Raw genomic sequence first — 11,279 nt, forward strand, 5'->3', positions numbered from 1 at the left:
CTGTTGTGGCACAAAAACCGCTTGAAGGTGCGCCGTTAGTCCTGATGACCATCGCCCTGTCGCTGGCGACGTTTATGCAGGTACTCGACTCCACCATCGCTAACGTGGCGATTCCGACCATCGCCGGTAACCTCGGTGCCTCGAACTCACAAGGCACGTGGGTGATTACCTCTTTCGGGGTGGCGAATGCCATCTCGATCCCCATCACCGGCTGGCTGGCGAAACGCATCGGTGAAGTGAAGCTTTTTACCTGGTCGACTATCCTGTTTGTGCTGGCGTCCTGGGCTTGCGGCATGTCCGAAAGCCTGGAGATGCTGATCTTCTTCCGCGTCATTCAGGGTGTGGTCGCAGGTCCGTTGATTCCGCTGTCGCAGAGTTTGTTGCTCAATAACTATCCACCGGCGAAGCGCAGTGTGGCGCTGTCGCTATGGGCGATGACGGTGATCGTGGCGCCGATCTGCGGTCCGATTCTCGGCGGCTGGATCAGCGATAACTATCACTGGGGCTGGATCTTCTTTATCAACGTACCCATTGGCTTGGTGGTGGTGTTACTGACGCTGCAAACTTTGCGCGGACGTGAGACCAAAACCGAGATCCGTCCGATCGATATGGTCGGCCTGGTGCTGCTGGTCGTCGGGATTGGCTCGCTGCAGGTGATGCTCGATCGCGGTAAAGAACTCGACTGGTTCAGCTCCACCGAAATCATTGTGCTCATGGTGGTCGCCGTAGTGGCGCTACTGGTGCTGCTGGTGTGGGAGCTGACCGACGATCACCCGATAGTCGATTTGTCGCTGTTCAAAATGCGCAACTTCACCATTGGCTGTTTGTCGATAAGTCTGGCGTATATGCTCTACTTCGGCTCGATAGTATTACTGCCGCAGCTGTTGCAGGAGGTATATGGCTACACCGCCACCTGGGCCGGATTGGCGTCAGCGCCGGTAGGTATTCTGCCGGTAATCCTGTCGCCGATTATTGGTCGCTTCGCACATAAGCTGGACATGCGTAAGCTGGTGACCTTCAGCTTTATCATGTATGCCGTCTGTTTCTACTGGCGCGCCTACACGTTTGAGCCGGGCATGGATTTTGGCGCATCGGCGTGGCCGCAGTTTATTCAGGGCTTTGCGGTGGCGTGCTTCTTTATGCCATTGACCACCATTACGCTGTCGGGCTTACCGCCGGAGCGCATGGCGGCAGCATCAAGCCTGTCGAACTTCGTACGAACGCTGGCCGGTTCTATCGGCACCTCGATCACCACCACGATGTGGAGTAATCGGGAATCGATGCATCATAGCTATTTGTCGGAGTCGGTGAATCCTTACAACGTCAATTCACAGCAGATGTACGACCAACTGGAAAGCATGGGGATGACCCAGCAGCAGGCATCGGCGTATATCGCACAGCAAATTACCAATCAGGGGCTGATTATCTCGGCGAATGAGATCTTCTGGGCGTCGGCGGGTGTGTTCTTGATCTTGCTGGTGCTGGTGTGGTTTGCGCGTCCCCCCTTCGGTGCCGGCAGTGGCGGCGGCGGTGCGCACTAAGCGATAAAACAAAAACGGGCCTTGCGGCCCGTTTTTTTATGCGTTCTGACGCCACCATTCGGCGAGCAGAATACCGGTTGCCACTGACACGTTGAGGCTTTCCACGTTGCCAGTACCGCCGATTGACAGGCTGAGATCACCCTGCTGGAAAGCGCTGTCGGACAGACCTTCACTCTCCTGGCCTAATACCAGCACCATTTTAGCCGGCAGTTCAGCTTTCGCTAATGGCGTACCTTCGTGACTGGAGGTGGTAACGATGGTGTAACCCGCTTTACGGAACGCTTCCAGGCCATCAGCAAAGCTTTCGCCGCTGATCGCCTGTACGTGCTCAGCGCCACCTTCGGCGGTACGAACTGCCGCACCCGATTCCAGCAGCGAAGCATCATTCACCAGCAAACCTTTCACACCGAAGTGCGCGCAGCTACGCATAATGCCGCCGAGGTTGTGCGGGTTGCTGACATCTTCCAGTGCCAGCACGCAATCTTTGGTCGATGCCTTTGTCAGCCACTCAGTAACCGGCATGCCCATACGTTTTTTAATGATGAAGCACACGCCGCCGTGGTGTTCAGTACCTGAAGCTTTCGTCAGCTCGGCATCTTCCACTACGTGATAGGCTTTACGGTTGGCCGCCAGCCAACGCAGCGTTTCACGGAAACGCGGCGTTACGCTCTGCACAAACCAGGCGCGCACGATGCTTTCCGGACGGCTCAGGAACAGCGCCTGACACGCATTTTCACCGTATACGCGCGTCTCTTCCTGACGCTGACGGCGAATCTGCTCGGGATCGATTACCGGCTTGTTGCTGGCTGCGTCATCCAGCTGGCTGTCATCAGCCACGGGTGGACGTGAAACGGTACGCCACGGTGAATCACCGAAGCTGCGGCTGTCGCCACCACGATCGTCGCGCTGACCAAAGCTGCGGCCACGCTCACTGTTACGTGCATCACGCGGGGCAGAACCACGACCGCCCGCTTCGCTGCGTGCGCCACGCGGTGCGCCGCTACGGCCACCCTCTTCATTAGTACGTGCACTGCGAGGACCAGAACGACGATTATCTTCCTGGCGCGCAGCAGGACGGCCGCCTTTGCCGGTACGGGGATTAGGCTTTTGACCACCCTCCTCATCACGTACATACATCACTTTTACCTTGCCGCTTTTGCCTTTAAATTCGTCGTTCATCTGTTCCTCCAGCATTGAGAGCGCGAAGATTACCTGATGTGTCGGTGCTTAGCTATCAACTATTGAACCTATTGGGCAATCCAGATTGAGCATAGCACTCAACCTTTTCATAATGTCCGGCAATCATCAGATTTACAGGTCCGGGTTGAGGTAAATATGAATACAGTCTGTGCCTCCTGTCAGGCAACCAATCGCGTGCCCGAGTCGCGTATTGCCGATGGAGCAAAATGTGGGCGTTGCGGCGGTGAGCTGTTTAACGGTGAAGTCGCCAACGCGACATCCGCCACGCTGGATAAATATCTGCAGGACGATCTGCCGGTAGTGATTGACTTCTGGGCACCGTGGTGCGGCCCGTGCGTAAACTTTGCGCCCGTATTTAAAGATGTCGCCGACGAGCGGCGCGGCAAGGTGCGTTTTGTGAAGGTAAACACGGAAGCGGAACCGGCGCTGAGCTCGCGTTTCCGCATTCGCAGCATTCCTACCATTATGCTGTTCAAGAACGGCGAGATGGTCGACATGCTGAATGGCGCCATGCCGAAAGCGCCGTTCAATGAATGGCTCGACGAATCGCTGTAAATCGCTGATGGCCAGCCGCGTGCTGGCCTTCCTTATTATTACCTTTCCCGGCTAATTCCATTACACTGACGTTTTTCCTCCTGCTAGCGAATCTATGTTTGAAAATGCCGTCCTGCGCTTACGTGCGCAACGTTTAGCACGCGCTACGCGCCCGTTTCTGGCGCGCGGTAATCGTGTCATACGTTGCCAGCGCTGTTTGCTACCGCAGAAAAATTGTCTGTGCGCGACCATCCAGCCACAGCAAGCGCGTAGCCGCTTTTGCCTGGTGATGTTCGATACCGAGCCGATGAAGCCAAGCAATACCGGCAGGCTGATTGCCGATGTGCTGCCAGATACGCAGGCGTTTGGCTGGTCACGTACCGAACTTGATCCAGCATTGCTGGCAGCGGTTAAAAATGAGCATTATCAGCCGCTGGTCGTGTTTCCTGCTACTTATGCTGATGCCGATCGTGAAGTACTCACCCGCCCACCGCTCAGCGGTAAACCGCCGCTGTTTATCATGCTCGACGGTACCTGGACGGAGGCGCGTAAGATGTTTCGCAAAAGCCCGTGGCTGGATGCGCTGCCGGTGATGTCGCTCAACGTCTCCACTCCATCACGCTATACGCTGCGTGAAGCCCATGGTGAAGGTCAGCACTGCACTGCAGAAGTCGCCGCCGCGCTGCTGGAACAGGCGGGCGATCTTGCCGCCGCCGCGGAACTGCAGCACTATTTCGCACGCTTCCGTCACGCTTATCTGGCGGGAAAGCCGCACCATCCCGTGCATAGCCTCGAAAATGTCCTTTAAGGATTTGCAGCTTTTGTAACCAGCCAGTTTGATTTATAGTCGCGCATCGCCACGGAGTTGGCCTTATATGCAAAGGATGCACGATGAAAATTTTCTGGCTGCTGATGCTGCTGCTCACCGGTTGCAGCACCGCCCCACAACCCGACCGCGCTTTTCCGCCGCAGCTGCAATCTGCCAGCACCCGCCCAACCGCACTGATTTCAAGCAGCGCTTTGATGCCTGGCGATTTGTTGCTCTCATCCGCCACGTCACCACAATCGTGGGGAATTCGCCTGTTTACACTGACTGGCGTAAGCCATGCAGCGATTTATCTTGGCGATGAACAGGTTGCGGAAGCGGTTGGCAGCGGCGTTAAAATCATTCCGCTAAATCATGCTATTGATGAAAGCAATAGTCTGCTGGTGCTGCGCGTGCCCGGCATGACCAGCGAGCAGATGCTGCGCTTACGGGAGTTTGCCGATTTACAGCAAGGCAAAAAATACAACTTCAAGGGCATCGTAATGTTTATGCCGTTTATGGTGTCACGCCGTCTGTGTGAACTGCCGCTCGTCAATGAAGAGGTTCGCAGTGCCTGCCTTACCGCAATGGCCCGCGTGCAGTTAGCTGATGTTGACGATCCTCAAGCCAATCGCTTCTTCTGCTCCGAATTTGTATTGGCGGGCTATCGTCACGCGGGTATTGAACTGTTGCAGGGGCAGGCCAATTGGGTCAGCCCGGCGGATTTACTGCATTTACGTGACGGCGATGTCTCTGCATGGCAGGCGCAGCAGAATATGCAGTATGTCGGCCATTTAAAACGCTGGAATTTAAAAGAGATCCTCGGCCTGCGATCGGCGAATCGGCAAGTGCGGTAAAAAGCGTTTACAATCATGCCAATCTTGATAGCAGGAGCGGATGATGAGCCAACGCGGACTGGAAGCGCTGTTACGACCTAAATCAATCGCGGTAATCGGTGCCTCGATTACACCGGGGCGCGCCGGCTACTTTATGATGCGTAATCTGCTGGCCGGCGGATTTAGCGGTCCGGTGTTGCCGGTGACGCCGAAGTACAAAGCGGTGAGCGGCGTGCTGGCCTGGCCCGATATCGCCAGCCTGCCCTTCGCGCCCGATCTCGCCATCATCTGCACCCACGCCAAACGTAATCTCGAACTGCTGCAACAGTTGGGTGAAAAAGGCTGCAAAGCGTGCATTATTCTTTCGGCACCGGCCAGTCAGCTGGAAGAGCTGAAAGCCTGTGCCAGCCAATGGCAAATCCGCCTGCTCGGCCCGAACAGCTTGGGTTTGCTGGCGCCATGGCAAGGGCTGAATGCCAGCTTCTCACCGGTGCCGATTGCGAAAGGACGTATTGCCTTTATTTCACAATCGGCTGCGGTCTCTAATACCATCCTGGATTGGGCGCAGCAGCGAAACCTCGGTTTCTCGTGGTTTATCGCCTTGGGTGACAGCCTGGATATCGACGTCGATGACCTGTTAGATTTCCTCGCGCGCGACGGTAAAACCAGCGCCATTTTGCTGTATCTCGAACATCTGAGCGATGCGCGCCGCTTTGTTTCCGCCTCACGCAGCGCCTCACGCAATAAACCCATTCTGGTAATAAAAAGTGGTCGTAGCCATCAGGCACAGGCGATGATCGGCACCCGTAGCGGATTGGATGCTGCCTGGGATGCGGCGATTCAACGCGCTGGTTTACTGCGCGTGCAGGATACGCACGAACTCTTTACGGCGGTAGAGTCGCTCAGCCATATGCGCCCGTTACGCGGTGATCGGCTGATGATTATCAGCAACGGCGCGGCACCGGCTGCGCTGGCGCTCGATGAGCTGTATGCGCGCAACGGCAAGCTGGCGACGCTGAATGATGAGACATTACAGGCGCTGGCGGCGCTGCTGCCGGAAGGTGTCGGTCGCGGTAATCCGCTCGACTTAAAAGATGATGCAACACCGGCACGTTATGTGGCCTGCATTGAACGGCTGCTGGATAGCCATGAACTTGATGCGCTGATGATCATTCATGCGCCAAGTGCCGTATCGCCCTCCAGCGAAACCGCCGAGCAGATTATCGCTGCGGTTGCCAAACATCCGCGTGGCAAGCAGGTCACGCTACTGACTAACTGGTGCGGCGAATACTCCTCACAGGCTGCGCGGCGCGCCTTTACGCAAGCCGGCATTCCCACCTGGCGTACGCCTGAAGGTACCGTCACCGCATTTATGCATCAGGTGGAGTACCGTCGTAACCAGAAACAGCTGCGCGAGACGCCCGCCTTACCGCTTGGTTTGACGCAGAACAGCACGCAAGCGCACCAGCTGATTCAACAGGCGCTGGATAAGGGCATCACCATGCTGGATACCCATGAAGTGCAGCCGGTGCTGCAGGCTTACGGATTGGCAACGCTGCCGACCTGGATTGCCAGCGATAGCGCAGCCGCTGGCAAAATCGCCGATCAAATTGGCTATCCAGTGGCGCTCAAATTGCGTTCACCGGACATTCCGCATAAATCTGAGGTGCAAGGCGTGATGCTTTATCTGCGAAGCGCTGCGGAAGTGGAACAAGCCGCTGAAGCCATTTTCGATCGCGTGCGCGAAACCCATCCACAGGCGCATATAGACGGCCTGCTGGTGCAGAGTATGGCGAATCGTGCCGGCGCCCAGGAATTGCGTGTGGTGGTTGAACAGGATCCGCTGTTTGGTCCCATCATTCTGTTAGGCGAAGGCGGCGTGGAGTGGCAGCCGGATAAACAAGCCGCCGTGGCTTTACCGCCTTTGAATATGACGCTGGCACGTTATCTGGTGATTCAGGCGATGAAAAGCGGCAAAGTGCGCAGCCGTAGTGCGTTGAGGCCGCTGGATATCGCCGGACTTAGCCAGCTACTGGTGCAGGTTTCCAACCTGGTGGTCGATTGCCCGGAGATTCAGCGACTGGATATTCACCCGCTGCTGGCGTCGGCCAATGAATTCACGCTGCTGGATGTCACGTTACAGCTGGCGCCGTTTATTGGTGATAACGAAACACGCCTGGCGATCCGTCCTTATCCCCATCATCTGGAAGAGAAGGTGCAGTTGAAAGATGGGCAATTTTGCCTGTTCCGGCCGATTCTGCCAGAAGATGAACCGCAACTGCGCGCCTTTATCGCTCAGGTAACCAAAGAAGATCTTTACTATCGCTACTTCAGTGAAATCAATGAGTTCACCCATGAAGATTTGGCGAATATGACGCAAATCGATTATGACCGTGAAATGGCCATAGTTGCGGTCCGCCAGCGCAACGGCGTGGATGAGATTATCGGCGTGACGCGTGCGATTTCTGATGCCGATAATATCGACGCAGAATTTTCCGTTCTGGTGCGTTCTGATCTGAAAGGGTTGGGCATGGGCAGGCGCCTGATGGAGAAGATGATTCGGTATACGCGCGATCATGGCCTGCAACAATTGAACGGTATCACCATGCCACACAATACCGGCATGATCACGCTGGCTCGAAAACTCAATTTTCGCGTGAATATTCAACTGGATGATGGCATTGTCAGCCTGAATTTACCGCTGAGCGATGTCATCAGCTAACCTGTACAGAAAGGTAAAAATCCTGCTCTGCAGGCCGGTTGATGGTATTATTTAACGTTAGGATCATGATTTGATGGCAAAAGGCCATGCAATGAACAGAGAAGAAGTGCACTGTGATGTTGTCTAAATTTAAACGTAATAAACACCAACAACACCTCGCACAGCTGCCTAAACTGTCACAATCCGTGTCGGATCTGACGACGCTTTACTCGCCCGCCGAGTTTCGCGAAACCCTGCTGACGAAAATAGCCACGGCAGAAAAGCGTATCTGCATCACGGCGCTGTATCTGGAAAATGATGACGGCGGCCGGGGAATAATGCAGGCGCTGTACGCGGCGCGTCAGGCTCGTCCAGAGTTAGATGTCTGTATTCTGGTCGACTGGCATCGTGCGCAGCGTGGTCGTATTGGCGCCGCACGCGGCGTGACCAATGCTGATTGGTATTGCGAAATGGCGGCTCAGCATCCCGATATCGCCATCCCGGTTTATGGCATTCCGGTGAATACGCGTGAAGCGCTCGGCGTGCTGCATCTGAAAGGTTTTATCATTGATGATACGCTGCTTTATAGCGGCGCGAGCCTGAATGACGTTTATCTTCATCAGCATGATAAATATCGTTATGATCGCTATCAGCTGATCCGCAATTCGCAGCTGACCGATACCATGTATGCGTGGATCTGCGAAAATCTTAAAGAATCTGATGCGGTCAACCGCCTCGATAAGACTGAGCGCCCTTCCAGCCCGGAAATAAAGAACGAAACGCGTCAATTTCGTCAGGAGCTGCGCAGCTTTAATTATCAGTTCACGGGCAATGCAGATAATGAATCCCTTGCCGTCACCCCACTGGTTGGCTTGGGTAAACGCAGTCTGCTGAACAAAACCATCTTCCATTTGATGCCCTGCGCCGAGCGTAAGCTAACGCTGTGTACACCCTATTTCAACCTGCCGGCTATTCTGGTGCGCAATCTGATTCATTTACTGCGCCAGGGTAAGGAAGTGGAGATCATCATCGGCGATAAAACCGCCAATGACTTTTATATCCCGCCAGAACAGCCGTTCAAGATTATCGGTGCTTTGCCGTATCTTTATGAAATTAACCTGCGTCGCTTCCTTAGTCGTCTTCAGTATTACGTGAATAATGGTCAGCTGACCGTGCGCTTGTGGAAAGATGGCGAAAACAGTTATCACCTGAAAGGCATCTGGGTTGATGACGAATGGATGATGATTACCGGTAATAATCTCAATCCACGCGCGTGGCGACTTGATCTGGAAAACGCGGTGCTGATTCACGATCCTCGCAATGAGTTAGCTGATCAACGTGAGAAAGAGTTGGCGTTGATTCGTGAGCATACGTCCGTGGTGCAGCATTTCCGCGAGTTGGAAAGCATCTCAGATTATCCAGCTAAGGTACGTAAACTGATTCGCCGCCTGCGTCGTATCCGTATTGACCGCTTGATTAGCCGTCTGCTCTAGCCGATGCGTGCGCTTATCCTCTGCGTGGTTTTGCTGTGTAGTGGATGCGCGCACATTGCGCAGGATAACTGGACGGGCAAAGATAAGGCAGAACACTTCTTCTCATCTGCGGCGCTGGCCGCAGTAGGCAGCGAGATATCTCAACATCAGCATCAAAGCCGTGGGCAAAATTTGCGCTTCGGCTTTCTGTTTTCATTAAGTTTTGGTGTGGGTAAAGAGTTATATGACAGCCGCTCAACGGGGAGCGGCTGGAGTTGGAAAGATCTTAGCTGGGATGTTGCCGGCGCTGCCAGCGGTATCGCGCTTTGGAATTTAAGCCAGTAATTACAGCGCAATCCCCTTCCCTTTTCGATGCAGCATAAGCGAGACCAGAAACGCCAATGCTCCCATCGCCGAGACATACCAGAAGAAACTGGTTTCAATGCCTTCCCGCTTCAGCAGTAGTGCCACGTACTCTGCAGAACCACCAAAAATCGCATTCGCGACCGCATAGGATAGCCCAACGCCCAGTGCGCGGACTTCTGGCGGGAACATTTCGGCCTTCAAAATGCCGCTGATGGCGGTATAGAAGCTGGTAATGATTAGCGCCAGCATAATTAATACAAATGCCAGCCAACTGCTCTGTACATTTTGCAGCAGCATCAGAATGGGGACGGTACAAATTGCTGCGCCAGCGCCAAAAATCATCATTGATGCGCGGCGGCCAATTTTGTCTGACAATGCGCCAACAATCGGCTGAATTAGCATGAATACCAATAATGCGCCGGTCATTAAGCCACTGGAGCTGCGGGCGTCCATTCCCGCGGTATTGACCAGGTATTTTTGCATATAAGTGGTGAAGGTATAGAAGCTGAGCGAACCGCCTGCAGTGAACCCTAGCACCATCAGAAAGGCTCGCGAGTGATTACGCAGCAACCCCATAATACTGCCGGCATCTCGGTGTTCTCGGTGTTTTTTCTCTGATGTTTCATTGAGAGAACGACGCAACCACAGTGCAACGACAGCCAGGATAGCGCCGAGGAAGAATGGGATACGCCAGCCCCAGCTGCGGAGCTCTTCATCGCTAAGGATTTGTTGCAATACTACGACAGTCAGCACTGCCAGTAATTGACCACCAATTAACGTCACATACTGGAAAGAGGCGTAAAATCCTTTTCTTCCTTCCAGCGCCACTTCGCTCATATAGGTGGCGCTCGTACCATACTCGCCACCAACCGATAAGCCCTGGAACATACGCGCCAGCAGGAGAATGACTGGGGCGGCTATTCCAATTTCGCTAAAGCCCGGTAAACAGGCGATGACTAACGACCCCAGACACATCATGCATACTGAGATCAACATTGAGGCTTTACGGCCGTGGCGATCGGCAATGTAGCCAAACAACCATCCACCGATCGGACGCATTAAAAAGCCCGCTGCAAAAACGCCCGCAGTTTGCAGCAGTTGCGTGGTGGTATCACCGCTAGGGAAGAAAACGTGGGCAAAATAGAGTGAGAAGAAAGAATAGACATAGAAATCAAACCATTCGACTAAATTGCCGGATGAAGCGCCTACAATCGCCCAGATGCGCTGTTTACTGTCGGCTGCTGCTTCAGATAGTGTCACTTTTTGTTGTTGTGAGTTTGTCATGCTTACCTCTTTTCCTTGCGAAGAATTAACGCCAAAGGATTTAGTAAAGCATCTATCTGCTGCTTGCGGGGATTGTCGCTGCCTGTGGATGGAAAATTGTGACAAGGAGAGAATTTTGCAGAGGAGTTCTTTCAGTTTTTCAGTTAATTCGGGGATCTAATGAGGTCTTCAATTAGTAAAACTTACCGAATTCAAGACGTAAAAAAGCCCTGAACTTCCGTTCAGGGCTTCTTCACCTAATTAATGCCTGGCAGTTCCCTACTCTCGCATGGGGAGACCCCACACTACCATCGGCGCTACGGCGTTTCACTTCTGAGTTCGGCATGGGGTCAGGTGGGACCACCGCGCTAAAGCCGCCAGGCAAATTCTGTTTCGTTCGCGTAGCCCCCGCGGGCGCCGCAAACCAGTCCGTGAACAAGCTGAAAATCCGGTCTCTCAGACCAAAACGCCTCTGGCGTTGTAAGGTTAAGCCTCACGGGTCATTAGTACCGGTTAGCTCAACGCATCGCTGCGCTTACACACCCGGCCTATCAACGTCGT

General features: G+C 54.1%; 9 protein-coding genes and 2 rRNA genes. 7 read left to right on the forward strand and 4 right to left on the reverse strand.

Annotated elements, in window-relative coordinates:
• The first annotated feature begins 5 nt into the window (after positions 1-5).
• A complete protein-coding gene (gene emrB / locus AC790_RS20945; protein ID WP_007886391.1) occupies positions 6-1,541 on the forward strand; it encodes a multidrug efflux MFS transporter permease subunit EmrB in 1,536 nt (511 codons plus the stop codon).
• Positions 1,542-1,577: 36 nt separating this feature from the next.
• Here the strand turns inward: emrB and AC790_RS20950 are convergent, their stop codons facing one another.
• On the reverse strand, positions 1,578-2,720 hold the full coding sequence (locus AC790_RS20950; protein ID WP_007886389.1) for a tRNA/rRNA methyltransferase: 1,143 nt from the start codon (positions 2,718-2,720) through the stop codon (positions 1,578-1,580).
• A 156-nt stretch (positions 2,721-2,876) separates the two neighbouring features.
• On the opposite strand from AC790_RS20950, the gene trxC reads away from it, so the two are divergent.
• The 6 genes from trxC (at position 2,877) to AC790_RS20980 (ending at position 9,434) form a co-directional block, all read left to right on the forward strand.
• Positions 2,877-3,296, forward strand: coding sequence for a thioredoxin TrxC (gene trxC / locus AC790_RS20955; protein ID WP_007886387.1), 420 nt, complete (start codon positions 2,877-2,879; stop codon positions 3,294-3,296).
• 94 nt (positions 3,297-3,390) lie between these two features.
• Positions 3,391-4,083, forward strand: coding sequence for a tRNA-uridine aminocarboxypropyltransferase (locus tag AC790_RS20960; RefSeq protein WP_049853023.1), 693 nt, complete (start codon positions 3,391-3,393; stop codon positions 4,081-4,083).
• Between the two features lie 83 nt (positions 4,084-4,166).
• Entirely contained in the window at positions 4,167-4,937 is a 771-nt protein-coding gene (locus tag AC790_RS20965; protein ID WP_049853024.1) for a YaeF family permuted papain-like enzyme, read from the forward strand.
• A 43-nt stretch (positions 4,938-4,980) separates the two neighbouring features.
• Entirely contained in the window at positions 4,981-7,638 is a 2,658-nt protein-coding gene (locus AC790_RS20970) for a bifunctional acetate--CoA ligase family protein/GNAT family N-acetyltransferase (RefSeq protein WP_049853025.1), read from the forward strand.
• Between the two features lie 116 nt (positions 7,639-7,754).
• Complete coding sequence (gene pssA, locus AC790_RS20975; protein WP_049853026.1) at positions 7,755-9,110, forward strand: CDP-diacylglycerol--serine O-phosphatidyltransferase; 1,356 nt, start codon at positions 7,755-7,757, stop codon at positions 9,108-9,110.
• Between the two features lie 3 nt (positions 9,111-9,113).
• Positions 9,114-9,434, forward strand: coding sequence for a YfiM family lipoprotein (locus AC790_RS20980; RefSeq protein WP_049853027.1), 321 nt, complete (start codon positions 9,114-9,116; stop codon positions 9,432-9,434).
• Here AC790_RS20980 and AC790_RS20985 read toward each other — a convergent pair whose 3' ends face one another.
• From AC790_RS20985 to AC790_RS20995, 3 genes are all read right to left on the reverse strand, one after another.
• Positions 9,435-10,739 (reverse strand): MFS family transporter, encoded by a 1,305-nt coding sequence (locus AC790_RS20985; protein ID WP_049853028.1) that lies wholly within the window; start codon positions 10,737-10,739, stop codon positions 9,435-9,437. It lies immediately after the preceding gene.
• A gap of 245 nt (positions 10,740-10,984) precedes the next feature.
• Positions 10,985-11,100, reverse strand: a 5S ribosomal RNA gene (gene rrf / locus AC790_RS20990).
• Positions 11,101-11,200: 100 nt separating this feature from the next.
• Positions 11,201-11,279, reverse strand: a 23S ribosomal RNA gene (locus tag AC790_RS20995); the annotation flags it as partial.

The sequence above is a fragment of the Pantoea sp. RIT-PI-b genome (assembly GCF_001187905.1).
Classification (GTDB): Bacteria; Pseudomonadota; Gammaproteobacteria; order Enterobacterales; family Enterobacteriaceae; genus Pantoea; species Pantoea nemavictus.

Excerpts from the sequence above, each read along its gene's own strand:
- AC790_RS20950 (WP_007886389.1), bottom strand. The coding sequence starts at position 2,720 with ATGAACGACGAATTTAAAGGCAAAAGCGGCAAGGTAAAAGTGATGTAT.
- trxC (WP_007886387.1), top strand. The coding sequence starts at position 2,877 with ATGAATACAGTCTGTGCCTCCTGTCAGGCAACCAATCGCGTGCCCGAG.
- AC790_RS20960 (WP_049853023.1), top strand. The coding sequence starts at position 3,391 with ATGTTTGAAAATGCCGTCCTGCGCTTACGTGCGCAACGTTTAGCACGC.
- AC790_RS20965 (WP_049853024.1), top strand. The coding sequence starts at position 4,167 with ATGAAAATTTTCTGGCTGCTGATGCTGCTGCTCACCGGTTGCAGCACC.
- AC790_RS20970 (WP_049853025.1), top strand. The coding sequence starts at position 4,981 with ATGAGCCAACGCGGACTGGAAGCGCTGTTACGACCTAAATCAATCGCG.
- pssA (WP_049853026.1), top strand. The coding sequence starts at position 7,755 with ATGTTGTCTAAATTTAAACGTAATAAACACCAACAACACCTCGCACAG.
- AC790_RS20980 (WP_049853027.1), top strand. The coding sequence starts at position 9,114 with ATGCGTGCGCTTATCCTCTGCGTGGTTTTGCTGTGTAGTGGATGCGCG.
- AC790_RS20985 (WP_049853028.1), bottom strand. The coding sequence starts at position 10,739 with ATGACAAACTCACAACAACAAAAAGTGACACTATCTGAAGCAGCAGCC.